Raw genomic sequence first — 15,457 nt, 5'->3', positions numbered from 1 at the left:
CCCGATAAAATCTTTATCGCCCCCCCGACTGACGAGGACCAGGACACGTCTCCTGCCAGTGGTACCACTTTAAGCAATATCGGTATTGGCTCGACGCTCTGGTCTGTGACGGCGACCGACGCACCTCTGGAGGCAACGCTTCCCTTTCACTACACCGACGCCCAGCGCCGCGTCATCAGCGAGATTTTCATCGATATGGCGAAGAGCAAACCGATGTGCCGCCTTTTGCAAGGTGATGTCGGAGCCGGTAAGACCGCTGTCGCCGCCGCGGGCCTCTTCATGGCGGTCCTCAATGGCAGCCAGGGCGCGATTATGGCCCCGACCGAGCTGCTGGCGGAGCAGCATGCGCGCAGTATCAGCAAGATGCTTGAGCCTTTCGGGATTCGCACCGTCCTCCTCACTGGCAGCCAGCGGGCCAGCGAGCGCGCCCGTGGACGCGCCATGCTGGAGAGCGGCGAGGCCGCTGTGGCTATCGGCACTCACGCCCTGATCCAGGATGATGTCAAGTTTTATAAGCTGGGACTGGTCATTGTGGACGAGCAACACCGCTTTGGCGTTGAGCAGCGCGATGCCCTGCGCAAGAAGGGATATCATCCGCACATGCTCGTCATGACGGCCACGCCCATTCCGCGAACTCTCTCCCTGACGCTCTACGGAGACCTGGATGTCTCTGTTATCGATCAATTGCCTCCAGGGCGTCAGAAGATCATCTCACGTTGGCGCACAGGCGCACGCCGAGCTGAGTCTTATGATACTATTCGCCAGCAGGTGGAGGAGGGTCACCAGGCCTTTATCATCTGCCCCTTGATCGAGGAGTCCGAGTCGCTCCAGGTCAAGGCCGCGACAACTGAGTATGAGCGCCTGCAACGCGAGGTCTTTCCAACGCTGCGCCTCGGCCTCCTGCACGGCGCAATGAAGCCCGCTGAAAAAGACCAGGTCATGCACCGCTTCCGCGACCATGAGCTTGATATCCTGGTCGCGACCTCGGTCATTGAAGTGGGTATCGATGTTCCCAATGCCACAGTCATGGTCATTGAAGATGCCGACCGTTTTGGCCTCTCGCAGCTCCACCAGTTCCGTGGCCGCGTCGGGCGCGGCAAACACCAGTCTTACTGCTATGTGCTGAGCGAAGACGCAGGCGCGCAATCACAGGAACGCCTGGGAGTCTTTGAGGAGATTGATGATGGCTTCAAGCTCGCCGAGGAGGATCTACGCCTGCGCGGTCCCGGCGACTTCATTGGTGTGCGCCAGAGCGGGATGCCAGAGATGCGCATCGCCGATCTCAGCGATACCCGCATGATCGAACTCACGCGCAAGATCGCCGCGAGCGTCTGGGCAGGAGACCCCTACCTGCGCAAGCCAGAGCACACGGCGCTCCGTGAGCGGATGCACCTCTTCTGGCAAGATTTCATGGCCCACTAGCCCCATTTACCGGCGTTGTAGGGTCCATGCTTGCATGGACTCTTATACCCACCAACTTGGTACCCTCTCCAGCGAGAAAAAGTCCATGCAAGCATGGACCCTACAATTTACTGGAGACACTGCTTTTGCCAAGAGTAAACTATGCTGACCTGGAGTCGCCCCAGAGTCCAAAAAGTCTGCGTTTTAAAGAGCCGCGCACACGCTGCCATGAGAGCGAGAGCATCGCCTCAAGCCATTGAGCACGAGCTGAAAGATTTCATCCGCCCGGTTGCCGATAATTCCATTAATGGCCGCGGTAGCGATTAGAGCCACCACTGTACCTAAAGCAACCAGCCCCCCCCTTCTGCTTGAACCATTCACGCATCTCCTGGGCCTCCTGTCCCTCTTCTTCTGCCATACAATCTCTATTATCTCATACTATCCTTCTTCCCCCCACAATAGAGTAAGGTATGTTATGACAGGTTTCGGGCACCCACTCGAAACCTGTCATAACATACACCCCATCCTTGACAGAATTGTCGGGATTTATTTATAATAAGTCAGGACTGACTTAACGATATCTGATAAATGGGATTGGCTATGTATAAACAACTGATGCTGCTCGGACTCTTGCTGGAGCGACCAATGTATGGGCAGCAGATTCGCGAGGTGATCGAGAACCATCACGATCTCCTCGCCGACCTGATCAAAAAGCCAACCATTTATTACCAGCTTGAACGCCTGGCACACGATGGGTACCTGGAGATACGTCGCGAAACGGTGGAGGCTCCTGGTCCAGGTGCCGCGCATGAAGATGTCGCTTTGCGTGAACGTGATGTCTACTATATTACTGAGGCTGGTCGCCGCTATTTTCATTCGCTTCTACGCCGGACGCTGAGTAACTATACCCCCGGTCTGAACAATGCCGATGTCGATGCCTGCCTCTTTTTCCTTCATCACCTGGCGCCAAGTGAAGCGCTTGAGCTGCTCACAGAGCGATATGCCCACATGACCGCGGCTCGTCAGGCCAGTGTCGCGCAAATGCAAACGCTTAGCCATCCTGATGACGCGCACTTATTTGTGCAGGACCACAAATTGACACTGCTTAACGCTGAAATCAGCTGGCTTGAACGCACAATAGCCCATCTACGCACATCTCCCCAGGCAGCTTCCACGTCTGTCCCCTCATAGGCGAGAGAGATGGTTGGAAGCAACTGGGGCGTATTTTTAGCCCATCAGGTCAATTTTGACTTAACGTAGGTTTCACGTCATAATTGACGGCCTTTGCTGGTAGAAAGTAGCTCACGACGCGAGGGTGCAGCAACTATCGCTTCTGCTGCATCGCCTGAGGCAGGTCAGGTACTTCTACCTACTTAGACGCAGCCAGTGAGGTCTGCTAAAAATACGGAACAGGACACACACTTTGAGGAGCACAGTTATGGATAAACAGCAACGCACGGCACTCCTGCTGATGACGCTGACTGTCCTGATCGATATTACAGGGTTTGGCCTGGTAATTCCCCTCCTGCCCTTCTGGGCAGAGCATTTTGGGGCCGACGCCTTTATGATTGGCATGCTCACCAGTCTCTATGCCCTGGCCCAGTTCCTCTTTACGCCCATTCTCGGCACCCTTTCAGATCGCTATGGGCGCAAGCCGATCATTGTTGTCTCCCTCGTCATTGAGGCGCTCTCCCTGGTGCTCACGGCCCTGGCGGGTTCGCTGCCTATGTTGCTGGTGGCGCGCTTCGTTGGCGGTCTGGGAGCCTCAAATATCGGCTCGGCTCAGGCCTTCGTTGCCGATGTCACGCCGCCGGAGAAACGCGCGCAAGGCATGGGCATGATCGGTGCCGCGATTGGGCTGGGCTTTGTCATCGGTCCCGCCCTGGGTGGTCTGCTCGCTGGCGCATATCCTGGACTACCGTTCTGGATTGCCGCCATGGTCGCGCTCCTCAATGCCGTGCTCGTGATTGTGCTTCTGCCTGAGAGCCGCAAACGCCTGGCGGGCCAGGAGCAGGGGCAGAGCAAAAAGACCAGTAAGAGCGGGATTGGTGCCTTCTTCTCCGGGTGGGGCAAACTGGCTCATAACCCGGCGGTGCTCTCGCTGATCCTGGTCAACCTGCTCTACACCGTCGCCTTTACGGGGATGGAGAATATCTTTCCGCTCTTCACCCAGCATTACTTCCACTGGGGAGCAACACAGAACGCCTATGTCTTTACCTACATCGGCGTCATCATCGTCATCATGCAGGGAGGGCTGGTCAGCCAGCTCGTCAAGCGCTGGCGCGAGCGAAGTGTTATGCTGGCCGGGCTGGTACTTATGGCACTTGGGCTTATCGCCCTGGCCTTTAGCACTCAGCTCTCCTGGCTCATGGTCACGCTGGGTATTCTCAGCATCGGCGATGGCGCGGTGAGTCCCACCGTCTCGACGCTACTCTCCTTCGCCAGTCCGGGCGAAACCCAGGGTGAACTGCTCGGACTGTCTCAGGGCTTCGCGGGCCTGGCTCGCATCATTGGTCCCTTGATCGCCGGTGCTATTTATAAGATAGGTAGCGCGGGCACGCCCTTTATCGTGGGTGGTATACTTGTGGTGCTGGCGACGCTTGTAGCCTTCCCCACAATTGCACGAGTTACACAGCCTGTACAGCCAGCTCGGGCCGATGCCGTCGAGGTTCCCTCCTCGTCCCACGACTAGGCTCATCCAGGCCTACATTCACCTTTTTCAATTACAATTACAACTACAACACTGTAAGGAGTTTCTGTAACATGGCAGCACGTATCTCTATCATGGTCCTGCGCCTCGCCGTTCTGGTCGCGCTTATTCTGGGCATCTTCTACTGGGCCGGCAACTATATCGTGCGCACCGATGTACACCAGGGCGTTGGTATTATCGCCGTCATCTGTCTCTGGATCATCGCCGGTACCCTGGCCACCACCAAACCTGGCAATGCAGGAATCGCGATTGGCGCGGCCATTTATGGCCTGATCGTCATCGCCTTAGGTCTTACTCAGGACAACATTCTCATTGGCCCCGCCCATGACATCATTCGCACCATCCACCTGCTGCTGGGTCTGGGCGCCATCGGCTTTGGCGAGATGCTCTACGCTCGCTACAAGCGCATCTAAAAATCTGCTATCTCAAGGATATGAGCAATGGGTGGTGTGGCTCGGGCATTTACCCGAGCCACACCACCCATTGCTCATATCCTTGAGAGCGCCGCAGGCGCAAAGCTTAGCCTGGAAAATTGACCAGCATACACTCTATTGCTGAAATGCCTCCACTATGGTTTAATGGACAGAAGACCCTGCTTTCCAGAGGGTCGCATACTCTGAGTTTTCATATACTATTTAAGGGGGGCCTCAGACGTGAGCAATGAAGCACAACGTCCACGCATAGCAGTCTATCCGGGAAGTTTTGATCCAGTTACCAATGGACATCTCGATATCGCGCGCCGAGCGGCGCGCCTCTTCGATGAACTGGTCATCGCGATCTACGCCTTTCCCGACAAAAATGTGCTCTTCACCGTTGACGAACGCCTCTCACTCTGGCAGGAAGTCATTGCCGCTGAAGGCCTGACCAATGTGCGCGTCGAAACCTTCTCGATACTCGTAGTAGAATATGTACGCTCTCTTGGTGGCTGCGCGCTCATTAAAGGCTTACGCTCTCCCAACGACTTTGGCACTGAGTTTGAACAAAGCCTGATGAACCGCAAGCTCGCACCTGAAATCGAGACCATCTGCCTGCTCACCAGCCTGGATCACCTGTTTATCAGTTCATCCCGGCTCAAGGAAGTTGCTCGCCTGGGAGGCAATGTCGATGATATGCTTCCCGCCGCGGTAGTACGCGCGCTACGCCATAGGTTCGGCCAATAGCGCTCGCTCAGAGACTACCCCCTGGCATCCATACACGTACTTATGACTTCTCGGCGTACGCACCAGGAGAGGGAAGGAGGAAGTTCTTGGACATTCTGTACCTCGTTGATCGCCTGGATAATCTCATCGCATCAAGCAAGCGCGTGCCTCTGACTAACCAGGTCGTCATAAAAGAGACCGACATCTTCAATATTATTGAGCAGATGCGCACCTCGATCCCTGAAGAGGTCAAGCAGGCGCGTCGCGTTATTCAGGATAAAGAACGTATCCTCGCTCAGGCCCAGGCCGATGCTAACGCCTTGCTCAATCGCGCGCGTGAGGAGACCGAGCGCGTCATCAACCGCGAGGGGCTGCTGAAGGTCGCGGAACAGCGCTCGCAGGAGATGCTGAACCAGGCCGAACAAAAGGCCCAGCAGTTGAAGGGCGACGCCGACGCCTATGTCATCGAGACGCTACGCACCCTGCATGAACAGCTTGTGCAAGTGGAGACCAGGGTCAGCCGCACCGTCTTAAGCGTTGAGCGTGGCATCGAGAGCCTGGAGGAACATGGGCAAATCGCCACCGCAGGGGACAATAGCCTGGAAGAGCACGACGCCACAGCATACATCAACGAGGAAGAAGCATTTCTCGAAGAGGAGGAGGCAGGAGAACTAGTGGAAGACTCCCCCGGTGGATCACTGCCAGCCAATATACCACCACAGCCACGTCCACGGCGCTCCTCTCTGGCGGCCGATACCATTGGCATTAACCAGCCTTAGCATGTCACCTGTCGCGCTGGAGGGCAGACGTCAAACGGGTCCTATTCGTACACCAGCCTCTTTTTCGCTCTACGGCGCGCGTAAGGTAAGCGCACTATCCATGCGGCATCCTCGCGGTGCCTCCCTTACCCGTGGCCGCATACGGGTCTTGACACCCTTTCAAGGCTTGTCTATAATGAGCAAGCGCCAGCAAAGAGCAAGAACTTTTCACTTTGCGCCATATCGCTATTTTCAGTATGCATTTTTACTGAGAGGAGATATCCTGATGGTGTCTCACACAAGGGTTCAACTTTCTAGTGGAAAGGGAACAAGGAATGATCTTTAATGTGGCGCAACTTTTGAAATCGCTCGTCGGTACCAGCCTTGAGTCCGACTTTAGCGAAGATGATATTCAGCTTGACGAAGATCTCAAGGTCATCGGTCCTATCGCAGGTCACGCTCGTATACGCCACATCAACCAGGGAATTCTGGTGGACGGCTGGGTAGACCTTACCGTTGAACTAGAGTGCACACGCTGCCTCAAGCATTTCGAGCAGCCGCAGCATGTAGACTTTGAAGAGCGGTTTTATCCAACCGTCGATGTGGTAACTGGTATTCCTGTCGAACCTGTAGACGCGGAAGATGCCTTCCCTATCGACGATCACCACCTGGTTGACCTTACCGAGGCAATTCGCCAGCAGGTCCTGCTCGCGATACCCATTGTGACCCTCTGCCGCGAAGATTGCGCCGGGCTGTGTGCGCAATGCGGGAAGGATCTCAATGAGGGTCCTTGTGAATGCCAACCAGAGCCAGACGCGCGTTTCAGCGTCCTCAAGACACTTTTGCAGCAGGACAATTCATAAGCACATGTCACCCAGATTTTCAACGGGTGGAAGAGGAGAACAATTACCATGGGAGCACTTCCAAAGCAGCGTACCTCACGCGCTCGTCAGGGTGAGCGCCGGGCACATCATCACCTGAAATTACCACAACTGGTGGCCTGCCCTCAGTGCAAAACACCACGTCTTTCGCACCATGCCTGCCCCAATTGTGGCACCTACCGTGGCCGCCAGGTGTTTCTTCCTAAGGCCAGCAAGTAATGACAAGCAAGCGGCAATGTAACGCTTCTTCGTGAAGTCTCTTACATACGCCGCTTCTTTTTTTGAGAGTACTACTTCTCCGAAAACCTGAGTGTGAAGCACTAGTCGCGTAAGCGACGTTGGTTTTCGGAATAAGGATCAAAATAGCATGACGACCAGAGTCGCCTTTCTTTTTCCAGGGCAGGGAAGTCAGGCTGTTGGCATGGGAGCCGATATCTTCGCGTCCTCTCCCGCGGCCCAGAGAGTCTTTGCCGCCGCCGATGACGCCCTCGGGTTCTCACTAAGCGATCTCTGCTTCAACGGCCCAGAAACCACCCTGCGTGATACCATTAACGCTCAGCCCGCTATTGTGACCGTCAGCCTCGCGTATCTTGCCGCACTCCAAGAAGCCCTCTCCCCTGGCGAGCCTTCTTTCTGGTCTACGCCCCTCACACCCGCCTTTGTCGCGGGCCATAGTGTGGGCGAATGGAGCGCGCTGCCTGTCGCGGGCGCACTCGATCTCAAAGAGACCATCCTGGCCGTGCGCGAACGGGGCCGCCTGATGGAGCATGAAGGCACGGTCTGCCCCGGGGGCATGTCCGCCGTCATCGCCATGGACGAAGAGCCACTGCGCCAGGTCTGCCAGGAAGCAACTGAGCAGGCACTCGCGGAGCTAGCGGGGGCTACGACCCATCCCGGTCAGGGACGCGTCATTATCGCCAATTATAACGCTCCCGGCCAGATCGTAATCTCTGGTGAGAAGCGGGCGCTTGAGCTGGCGGGAGAACTGGCGAAGGCGCGTGGCGCCAAACGCGTGATACCTCTCGCGGTCAGCGGTGCCTTCCACTCACCCGTGATGGAGCCAGCCGCGCAAGGCCTGGCGAAAACGCTGGCAGAGCTTGAGCTTCGTGAGGCCGCGCGTCCCATCATCGCCAATATCGATGGCACGCCGCTCACCGACCCCTCGCGTTTGCGCCAGGAGCTTGCCCAACAGGTGGCATCCTCCGTACAGTGGGTCAAGACCATCCAGTACCTGGTGGAGGCTGGCGTCAACATCTTTATCGAGATTGGTCCGGGCCAGGCCCTTGCGGGCATGGTCAAGCGCATCGCGAAGGGCGTCACGATTATGAACGTTGGCAACGCCAGCGAGGTCGCAAAGGCCGCAGCCCAGCTACGCGAACAGGATGTTTTGGCGTAGCAGCTTGCTTGTGTGAGCATATAGACAGGCTCTCCGTCTGAAGAGTCGGAGACCTGTCCAAAACCAGTATTGAAGTCCTCCTACTATGGACGGGCACACCATTTGGGATATATACTTGACATAGTTCGCAAAAGGGCCTATCTTTGGATTTAGATAATTTGCAATAGCGCCTGAATGCTCAACTACGATAGCGACAGATATACCGTAGTCATTTGTCAAATAAGTCGCTCGCTCCTTAACACTGGAAGGTTGCGATCTTACTTACCCATTTCATCTGGTGTGGCACTCACAGAGAAGAGAGGTTAAGATGGCAAGCGCCTATCAAAGCATTGGCTCCGTTCGCGTGGCCAAACAGGTACTTTCGACTATCGTAACGCATAGCGCGTTGCAGATTCCAGGTGTAATCGGTATGGCCAATACATCACCCACAGTGGCGATGCGTAACCAGTGGTCTCGCCTCCTCAAACACGACATTCCTCCTCAGGGGGTCGGGTTAACAGTGAAGGAGAACACCGTCTCAGCCGATTTATACTTGATCGTTGATGCAGATGTCGATATCGTCTCAATCGGCTCTGCCGTACAGGATGAGGTTGCCTCTGCGCTCGAAGATATGGTCGGGATGCAGGTGCAAGAAGTCAACATCTACATTTATGACATTGCATAACACGTCATTAGTTTGACATTTTTTGAGGATACTATGCCAGGGATACGCAGGCAAGCGCGCATGGTCGCACTGCAAACACTCTATGAATACGACATGGTCCATCATGATCCCCTTGAGATCTTGCAGCGGCACGCTGAAGAGCGTAATCTCCATGCCAAAGTGGTAGAATACGCGCAAGAGCTGGCCGAGGGTGTCTGCAAGCACCTGGCTGATATCGACGCGCATATCCAGAGTGCCGCTCGCGAATGGCCACTGCAACAGATGGCTCGTGTCGATAAAAATATCCTGAGACTTGCAATCTACGAGATTCTGTTTAATAATACTGTACCAGCCAAGGCTGCTATCAATGAGGCTGTGGAACTTGCCAAGCTCTTCGGCAGTGACACCTCGAGCCGCTTCATTAATGGCGTCCTAGGTACTATATTTAATCGGGCTCAACAACAGCCCACCCCAAAAGCGGAAAGCGAGGTGAAATAATGCCAACTATTCATGATAGGCTGAAAAAAATTATCGTCGACCAGCTTGGTGTCGACGAGAGCGAGGTCGTTTCTAGCGCGTCTTTCGTTGAAGATCTCAACGCCGATTCGCTGGACCTCGTCGAACTCATCATGTCCCTTGAGGAAGAGTTCAAAGTTCAGATCTCCGATGAGGACGCCGAGAAAATCACGACCGTGCAAGAGGCCGAGGATTATATCGAAGAGCACCTGCGGTAATTTTTTTCTTCCTACGGACTCATGACAGGGTGGCCTAGGCCACCCTGTAACTTTCCTCAAACCCACCTTCAGACAACCTGTATACCTTTCCACACACTCCCCTTTGCGAGATCCCATATATTTGCTACTATTTCTTTGTAAGACTATTTCCATGTATCTCAAAAAAGAGAAGTTACTACTCAATGCCCTCTCTTCAAGAGATGTTCACAGCGTCTGCGACGCTGCTAAGGGTTATGGGATGTGGAAAAAATGCCTTCGGCATTTTTTCCACATCCCATAACCCTGGCGAGCCACGTAGTGGCGAGAAGTACTGAATAATAACAAAAAGAAATTCGTTGTCACACTTTCATGTCCTCGTGCATCTGAGTAATAGAGAGACGTGTAAATCTGGCAATCGTTCAGATACACGGCTCCCGGTAAGAAACGTTTCTTTGCTATCGTCCATTTGTTGAGAGAGTTATCTGTGTGGATACGACGCCTACTGCCAAGGCTATAGAAGCGCTTATTCATGAGTACAGCGCCCTGGTCTTTCATACCATCTATGGCATGACCAATGATTGGGAAGAGAGCCAGGACCTGACCCAGGACACCTTTCACCAGGCTCTGCGTGGGATAGATACCGCTCGTCGCGCGAGTGGAGACCACTTCCAACCTAAGGCCTGGCTCCTGCGTATTGCGCTGAATACGGTTCGCATGCACTATCGCCGCCGCAAGATATTAAGCTTTGTCCCCTTTTCGCGTATGCTCGAAGGGCGCCAGGCAGAGACGGCGAGTAGCGAAACGGTCAGCGAGCAGGCCGCGCCTCTTCAGCCTTCAGGACTGGGAACGCATGCATCTGATGATCCGGCTGACATCATCGCCGAGCGCGACGCCGTACAGCGCGTCCTGGCGCGCCTGGCAGAGCCTCTACGGGTCTGCCTGCTGCTCTCTATCGTTGGCGGCCTGACCACCGCCCAGATCGCCGATCTGCTTGAACTAAAAGAGCCAGCCGTACGCCAGCGCCTCGCCCGCGCCCGCAAGCAGTTTCAACAGCTCTACGCCTATGAAAGCGATGAGAAACTTGTGGAGACGCCTGGGACTTCAGAGCCAATCACGACCAGCGCCGCCTCCACTGACAGAGAGAACATAGGACCATCTACGCAAGCACATAAGCCCTATCATCTCTCGCTCAACGCCCAACCTGCGACACATCGGAGTAGCTATGCATAACGATACCGCAGAAACACTGCTGCTACGCCACTATGGTCCAACAGCGCCCAGGCCCTCGGGACTTGAGCAACGCCTGGTACATGCACTGCACCAGGAGAAGGTACAAGAACCGGCGCTCTTACCAACACGCCAGGCGCGCCTTATGACGCGTCGCCAGATCCTGCGCGCTGTAACCTTTAGCACCGCCAGCGCGGGCCTCGTAGGCCTGGCACTGGAAGGTGTTCAGCAGCTTGACACGAGGTTCTTCGGTCACGATACGACGACGCGACCACGAGCGGCCTACTAGCCTCCACAGGCTGGTCTCGCTCCTATCACGTCATTGCAGACACGACCTTACGCTTGTTACTGTACGCTCGAATCTTGTATGAGATTTGAGCCTGAGCATACAATCAGTTGCATTCAGTTGTATTTTTCGCGTTACCATCTTAGTCCAGAAAGGATCTACCATCATGCCATTTGGAGTACATCCACTTACACTAGTTATCGTCGTCGTCGTCGCCCTCCTGGTCTTCGGCCCCAAGCGCCTCCCCGAGATGGGTTCCGCTATCGGTAAGAGCATTCAGGAGTTCAAGAAGGGCATGAGCGAAATTGGCGCTCCCAAAGAAGAGAAGGAAGAGGTCAAACCCGTCGAGTCGAAGGGCGTTGATGCCATGGACATCGAGGCGCTTGAGCGTGAGATTGCTGCACGTAAAGCTGCTTTGAACGCCCAGGAGGCCGCGAGCCACTCGGTCGATGCCGAGGTTTAGCGGTTTCCAAGCACGAATGTCGTCTTCTAAAAAACCTGCCTGGGAGTGTACATGGCAACTAGCAATCTAGACCAGCAGGAACGTAAACTATCCACATACGTGAGCGAAGACGCGGAAGATGTTGAGGATGAACTGGCGGAATCGGCTATGACCTTGATCGAGCACCTGGAGGAGCTACGCAAGCGCATCTTCAAGAGCCTGATCTCCGTTGTGATCTTTTCTATTGTTGCCTTCATCTTCCGCGGACAAATCATGGGCTTTCTGTCTGCGCCACTGCCAAAGGGTGCCGATGCCCTTGGGGGCAAGATCGTTGTGATGGGAGTTGCCGAGGGCTTTACCATCACGCTGCTCATCTCGCTCGCGGTTGGTATCCTGTTGTCAATACCCGTTCTTCTCTATCAGACCTGGGCTTTTATAGCGCCCGGACTCTATCGGCATGAGAAGAAGCATGCCGTACCCTTTATTCTGATTGGCATCGTACTCTTTGTCGCGGGAATTTCGCTAGGATATGCGACTATTCGCTACCCCCTGGAGTTCCTGGTCCAGTTCTCATCGGACATGTTTACTGAACTGGTCACAGCAGATAGCTACTTTACCTTTATCACGTACTTTATGCTGGCCTTTGGTATCGTCTTCGAGATTCCTCTCGTGCTAACCTTTATGGCCCTGGTAGGCATCGTAGACTCGGATATGCTGAAGAAGCGGCGCTCAACTGCCCACGTGGGCATGTGGATCGCCTCCTGCTTCATCACGCCAGGAGCGGACGTGTATAGTCCCATCATCCTGGGTATAACAATGTCCTGCCTCTACGAATTGTCTATCATCTTCATTCGCGTCTTCGCCAAAAGATAATAAGATAAACAAAAAGGGCACCTGACCGGTGCCCTTTTTGTTTACTTGACCAGTACTTCTTCCCGCCGATCCTGCTCGCGCACATCGACTAGCAGGCGCTCACCAACCCCGCGCCCGAAGCGCCCCCAGAGCATGAGGACAGAGACAGTATAGAGTACTATTGCTATAAGAAATACCGGGCGATAGCCACTGCGTGCGATCAAGAAGCCCCCAATAGGCGTCGCCAGGGCATTGGCGATATAGAAGGCGGCCTGGTAGATACTGTTGGCGACTCCGCGTCGCTTATGGGGAATGACCTCCATTGAGAAGGCCTGGAAGACACCATTGCCCATATCCATCAAACCCTGGCGCAACAAGTAGAGCGGGGCAATCAAGGGGAGAAAGATCACAAGGCTGATCACGAGTAAAACGGGGAGACTGGCGAGACGCGTGATAACCACAGTATTGACACGGCCGATCCGCAGCACCAGGAGAGGCGCGACCAGGATAAGCACGGCGTTGAGTGCGTTCGCTCCACCATCGATGGTGCCAAAGAGCGCGGGCGAGGCACCCAGGAAATGGACAAAATAGAGATTGAAATAGGGGATAAAAAGGCCTGCTCCAAAACCAATCAGCGCCTGCACCAGCACCAGTACAACCAGGGGACTATATAACAAGCCTCGTATATCGCTCTCACGCCAGCGCTGGAGCGTTTGCTTCACCTGGTTGACCATTGATAGCTTACGCCCCTTTTCAGGGGGTTCCAGACGCATTATAGCGTCTTTCCGCTCAGACACACGATTGGGGCGATCATTGCTCAACAGGAAAAGGGGAATAAAGCTTGGGATGGCAATGAGGCCAGCGAAGAGGAGTGAGAGTTGATAGGCGCGTGCCTCTGGTTGGTGCGCCAGGATGGCCTCTAGCCACGCGGGCCAGGCTCCCATCAGCCAGGTACTGGCGCGCAGCCAGACCGGGAGTACGCCTCCCAGCAGCTCACCCAGCACGGTCGTAATCAGGGTCACGACAATCGTAAAGCTGAAGAGCAGGGAGCGCTCGGAGCTTGAACTATTCTGTGTCAGGAAGGGCGCATTGACAACAAGGATAAAGGCGCCCGCCACACCCGCAATAAAGCCACTACACAGCAAGAATGGCGGTTGGCGCAACAGAAACTGTCCCGTCCCCGCCACGCCCACCGCGACACTGGCCCAGATCAGGATGGCCTTACTTCCAAAGCGATCAATACAGAGGCCGGCGGGGAAGATAGCCAGGCCTGCTCCCACCGTCGTCATAAACAATACCAGTCCTACAAAATCAGTTTTATAGCCGAGTGAGACCAGGTAGAGATTATAGAGAACCTGGATAATGCCGAGCGTCATACCACTCAAGGCGTTGCTAATCAGATACAGGCGCGCGTTGCGCTGAAAGCGACCAAACTGCCGCAGGTACTCAACGAGTAGTGACATTACGCAGTTGTTGTGCCTCCATACGTTGACGCGCTCCCTCGCCATTGCTTGCCTCGATTGGAACTTCAGGTGCCTGCTCTTCCATCAACATACGATAGCCGGGACTCTTAAACTCCAGGCCAGCCGCATCGACACGGGCCTCCTCCTGAGCAAGCGTCTCGCGTCGCATCAGACCGGGAAGGAAGAAGGCCTTCAAGATGGTCTGTGCCTGCACGGTACGCGCACGCGCCTCGATGAGGCCCTTCGCCGCTTTATCGGCAAGCTGTACCGTCTTTGTGTCGACCTTCTGCACGCCCGCGGGAACCTTCGCCACGGTACGCGCAAGCGCGCTCTCGTTCTCGTCAGGCGGCAAGCCCTGTCTGGCACGTATGGTCGCCTGGTTGACACTCTCCACTTCCGGGCGCACCTTCTGTACCACGTTCACTTTCTCGCGCAGCAGGCTTAGTCCCCAGGCCATAGCAAAGTTCAAAGCCACTGAGACGATAATGAACACAAAGGCAAACAGGCAGATGATGATGGCCGCGATGCGCCCCCCCATCTCCAGGATGGGATTGACTCCAAGGACTAGAAACATTAGTCACCTCCCGCGCTCGCCTGCATAGCCTCCCGCTGCTGGTTCAGGCGCTCTTCGTATTTACTTCGCTTGCTCCCTTTACCAAAGAACACTTTGACCATCTCACCCGCGGCAACTGCACCCGCGGCCGCGCGCACACCAGGTGCGACAATCAGATCGCTGGCCAGATTCGAGACAGTTCCAACGACCGAGGCCGTATGTCCGGCAGTTTTGGCTGTATCCTGTACAATGCTAACGGTCTCCTGTAGAGAAGAGACGAGCGGTTTAGCCTCATCACGTATTGTTTTGATCGTTCCAATGAGTGAGAAGACCGAGTAGATCTGCATGAACGTCGCGAACACCAGGAACGCGGCCAGCACCATCAAGATGATGTAGAGCGTCTCTAACAGCCTCCCGAAATAGGCTGCCACACCAATGCCCACGATAATTACGCCAAGTATTACCAAGCCCACGATGAGCGCAGTCTTCATTGCCCCCGCATAATGGCCTCCCATAAAAATCTTCAGTAGTTCTTTTTCATTATAACGCACGAACTGAACGTACTTAAACGCGAGTTATCGATCATACTCGGGGCAAAATCTTCTACTACCTATCAGAATTGCCCCAGGGCAAAAAATTCTCCTACCCTTATATACGCACAGGATGCCATTCGCGTCTACAATTTCGCCATCTTCTTCATGCGTCCACCATTAATCTCTACCTTCTGGCTCACGAGAGAGGGCCAAGCTTGCTTGGTCCCTACAATTTGCTGGATGTATGCGTTCGACCCTTTTTTGTTCACATCGAACTTCGTGGATACACCATTCATCTGCGGCTTTTAGCGTATCTTTTCGCCATACTCATCCGTACTAGAGACGAGAGGGTTTAATTCCTCAATTTCATCACATTCTCGGTGCGTCTGGCGCTAATATATATCATTCTTGACAAACTCATTAGGCGCGAGGCGCCCTCTTGCAAAACCTGGAGGAGGTT

At 54.7% G+C, this 15,457-nt stretch carries 19 protein-coding genes; 16 read left to right on the top strand and 3 right to left on the bottom strand.

The features are described 5' to 3' along the window. Window positions 1–105 precede the first annotated feature (105 nt). The 16 genes from recG to tatC all read left to right on the top strand — a co-directional run bounded on the left by recG (window position 106) and on the right by tatC (window position 12,469). Entirely contained in the window at window positions 106–1,422 is a 1,317-nt protein-coding gene (gene recG, locus KTE_RS17490) for an ATP-dependent DNA helicase RecG (RefSeq protein ID WP_201383028.1), read from the top strand. Window positions 1,423–2,001: 579 nt separating this feature from the next. After that, the gene (locus KTE_RS17485) at window positions 2,002–2,592 is read left to right on the top strand and encodes a PadR family transcriptional regulator (protein ID WP_201383026.1); all 591 of its coding nucleotides are present in this window, start codon (window positions 2,002–2,004) and stop codon (window positions 2,590–2,592) included. 247 nt (window positions 2,593–2,839) lie between these two features. Then, window positions 2,840–4,093: an MFS transporter gene (locus tag KTE_RS17480; protein WP_201383023.1), complete on the top strand. Its 1,254-nt coding sequence runs from the start codon at window positions 2,840–2,842 to the stop codon at window positions 4,091–4,093. A 71-nt stretch (window positions 4,094–4,164) separates the two neighbouring features. After that, window positions 4,165–4,524, top strand: coding sequence for a hypothetical protein (locus tag KTE_RS17475; protein ID WP_201383021.1), 360 nt, complete (start codon window positions 4,165–4,167; stop codon window positions 4,522–4,524). A 240-nt stretch (window positions 4,525–4,764) separates the two neighbouring features. Continuing rightward, window positions 4,765–5,271, top strand: coding sequence for a pantetheine-phosphate adenylyltransferase (gene coaD / locus KTE_RS17470; RefSeq protein WP_201383019.1), 507 nt, complete (start codon window positions 4,765–4,767; stop codon window positions 5,269–5,271). Between the two features lie 86 nt (window positions 5,272–5,357). After that, complete coding sequence (locus KTE_RS17465; protein WP_201383017.1) at window positions 5,358–6,029, top strand: hypothetical protein; 672 nt, start codon at window positions 5,358–5,360, stop codon at window positions 6,027–6,029. 326 nt (window positions 6,030–6,355) lie between these two features. Beyond that, a complete protein-coding gene (locus tag KTE_RS17460; protein ID WP_201383015.1) occupies window positions 6,356–6,871 on the top strand; it encodes a DUF177 domain-containing protein in 516 nt (171 codons plus the stop codon). Between the two features lie 48 nt (window positions 6,872–6,919). Next, the gene (rpmF, locus tag KTE_RS17455; RefSeq protein ID WP_007911634.1) at window positions 6,920–7,108 is read left to right on the top strand and encodes a 50S ribosomal protein L32; all 189 of its coding nucleotides are present in this window, start codon (window positions 6,920–6,922) and stop codon (window positions 7,106–7,108) included. A 148-nt stretch (window positions 7,109–7,256) separates the two neighbouring features. After that, window positions 7,257–8,285 (top strand): ACP S-malonyltransferase, encoded by a 1,029-nt coding sequence (fabD, locus tag KTE_RS17450; protein ID WP_201383013.1) that lies wholly within the window; start codon window positions 7,257–7,259, stop codon window positions 8,283–8,285. Window positions 8,286–8,592: 307 nt separating this feature from the next. Further along, the gene (locus KTE_RS17445) at window positions 8,593–8,949 is read left to right on the top strand and encodes an Asp23/Gls24 family envelope stress response protein (RefSeq protein WP_201383011.1); all 357 of its coding nucleotides are present in this window, start codon (window positions 8,593–8,595) and stop codon (window positions 8,947–8,949) included. Between the two features lie 33 nt (window positions 8,950–8,982). Further along, complete coding sequence (nusB, locus tag KTE_RS17440) at window positions 8,983–9,426, top strand: transcription antitermination factor NusB (RefSeq protein ID WP_007911637.1); 444 nt, start codon at window positions 8,983–8,985, stop codon at window positions 9,424–9,426. After that, window positions 9,426–9,662 (top strand): acyl carrier protein, encoded by a 237-nt coding sequence (gene acpP / locus KTE_RS17435; RefSeq protein WP_201369493.1) that lies wholly within the window; start codon window positions 9,426–9,428, stop codon window positions 9,660–9,662. The genes nusB and acpP overlap by 1 nt, the downstream gene beginning before the upstream one ends. A 465-nt stretch (window positions 9,663–10,127) precedes the next feature. Then, complete coding sequence (locus tag KTE_RS17430) at window positions 10,128–10,871, top strand: RNA polymerase sigma factor (RefSeq protein ID WP_201383009.1); 744 nt, start codon at window positions 10,128–10,130, stop codon at window positions 10,869–10,871. Then, entirely contained in the window at window positions 10,864–11,157 is a 294-nt protein-coding gene (locus KTE_RS17425) for a hypothetical protein (protein WP_201383008.1), read from the top strand. The genes KTE_RS17430 and KTE_RS17425 overlap by 8 nt, the downstream gene beginning before the upstream one ends. A 163-nt stretch (window positions 11,158–11,320) precedes the next feature. Next, entirely contained in the window at window positions 11,321–11,617 is a 297-nt protein-coding gene (locus KTE_RS17420) for a twin-arginine translocase TatA/TatE family subunit (RefSeq protein ID WP_201383006.1), read from the top strand. A 51-nt stretch (window positions 11,618–11,668) separates the two neighbouring features. Further along, on the top strand, window positions 11,669–12,469 hold the full coding sequence (gene tatC, locus KTE_RS17415) for a twin-arginine translocase subunit TatC (protein WP_201383003.1): 801 nt from the start codon (window positions 11,669–11,671) through the stop codon (window positions 12,467–12,469). 41 nt (window positions 12,470–12,510) lie between these two features. Here tatC and KTE_RS17410 read toward each other — a convergent pair whose 3' ends face one another. From KTE_RS17410 to KTE_RS17400, 3 genes are read right to left on the bottom strand one after another with little or no spacing between them, the layout of a single operon-like run. Further along, window positions 12,511–13,911 carry an MFS transporter gene (locus tag KTE_RS17410; RefSeq protein WP_201383002.1) on the bottom strand — a complete coding sequence of 467 codons (1,401 nt, stop codon included), beginning with the start codon at window positions 13,909–13,911 and terminating at the stop codon, window positions 12,511–12,513. Then, entirely contained in the window at window positions 13,895–14,485 is a 591-nt protein-coding gene (locus tag KTE_RS17405) for a hypothetical protein (protein WP_201383000.1), read from the bottom strand. The genes KTE_RS17410 and KTE_RS17405 overlap by 17 nt, the downstream gene beginning before the upstream one ends. Continuing rightward, entirely contained in the window at window positions 14,485–14,979 is a 495-nt protein-coding gene (locus tag KTE_RS17400) for a hypothetical protein (protein ID WP_201382998.1), read from the bottom strand. Before KTE_RS17400 ends, KTE_RS17405 begins: the two co-directional genes overlap by 1 nt. Window positions 14,980–15,457 lie beyond the last annotated feature (478 nt).

Source organism: Ktedonobacter sp. SOSP1-85 (assembly GCF_016587415.1).
In the GTDB taxonomy this organism is placed as follows: domain Bacteria; phylum Chloroflexota; class Ktedonobacteria; order Ktedonobacterales; family Ktedonobacteraceae; genus Ktedonobacter.
The sequence above is the reverse complement of the archived record's forward strand: the minus strand, read 5'-3'. Positions and strand labels throughout refer to the sequence as shown.

Bases quoted from the DNA above. Each gene is read 5' to 3' on its own strand.
- KTE_RS17485 (WP_201383026.1), top strand. From the start codon at position 2,002: ATGTATAAACAACTGATGCTGCTCGGACTCTTGCTGGAGCGACCAATG.
- KTE_RS17480 (WP_201383023.1), top strand. From the start codon at position 2,840: ATGGATAAACAGCAACGCACGGCACTCCTGCTGATGACGCTGACTGTC.
- KTE_RS17475 (WP_201383021.1), top strand. From the start codon at position 4,165: ATGGCAGCACGTATCTCTATCATGGTCCTGCGCCTCGCCGTTCTGGTC.
- rpmF (WP_007911634.1), top strand. From the start codon at position 6,920: ATGGGAGCACTTCCAAAGCAGCGTACCTCACGCGCTCGTCAGGGTGAG.
- fabD (WP_201383013.1), top strand. From the start codon at position 7,257: ATGACGACCAGAGTCGCCTTTCTTTTTCCAGGGCAGGGAAGTCAGGCT.
- KTE_RS17445 (WP_201383011.1), top strand. From the start codon at position 8,593: ATGGCAAGCGCCTATCAAAGCATTGGCTCCGTTCGCGTGGCCAAACAG.
- nusB (WP_007911637.1), top strand. From the start codon at position 8,983: ATGCCAGGGATACGCAGGCAAGCGCGCATGGTCGCACTGCAAACACTC.
- acpP (WP_201369493.1), top strand. From the start codon at position 9,426: ATGCCAACTATTCATGATAGGCTGAAAAAAATTATCGTCGACCAGCTT.
- KTE_RS17425 (WP_201383008.1), top strand. From the start codon at position 10,864: ATGCATAACGATACCGCAGAAACACTGCTGCTACGCCACTATGGTCCA.
- KTE_RS17420 (WP_201383006.1), top strand. From the start codon at position 11,321: ATGCCATTTGGAGTACATCCACTTACACTAGTTATCGTCGTCGTCGTC.
- tatC (WP_201383003.1), top strand. From the start codon at position 11,669: ATGGCAACTAGCAATCTAGACCAGCAGGAACGTAAACTATCCACATAC.
- KTE_RS17410 (WP_201383002.1), bottom strand. From the start codon at position 13,911: ATGTCACTACTCGTTGAGTACCTGCGGCAGTTTGGTCGCTTTCAGCGC.
- KTE_RS17405 (WP_201383000.1), bottom strand. From the start codon at position 14,485: ATGTTTCTAGTCCTTGGAGTCAATCCCATCCTGGAGATGGGGGGGCGC.
- KTE_RS17400 (WP_201382998.1), bottom strand. From the start codon at position 14,979: ATGGGAGGCCATTATGCGGGGGCAATGAAGACTGCGCTCATCGTGGGC.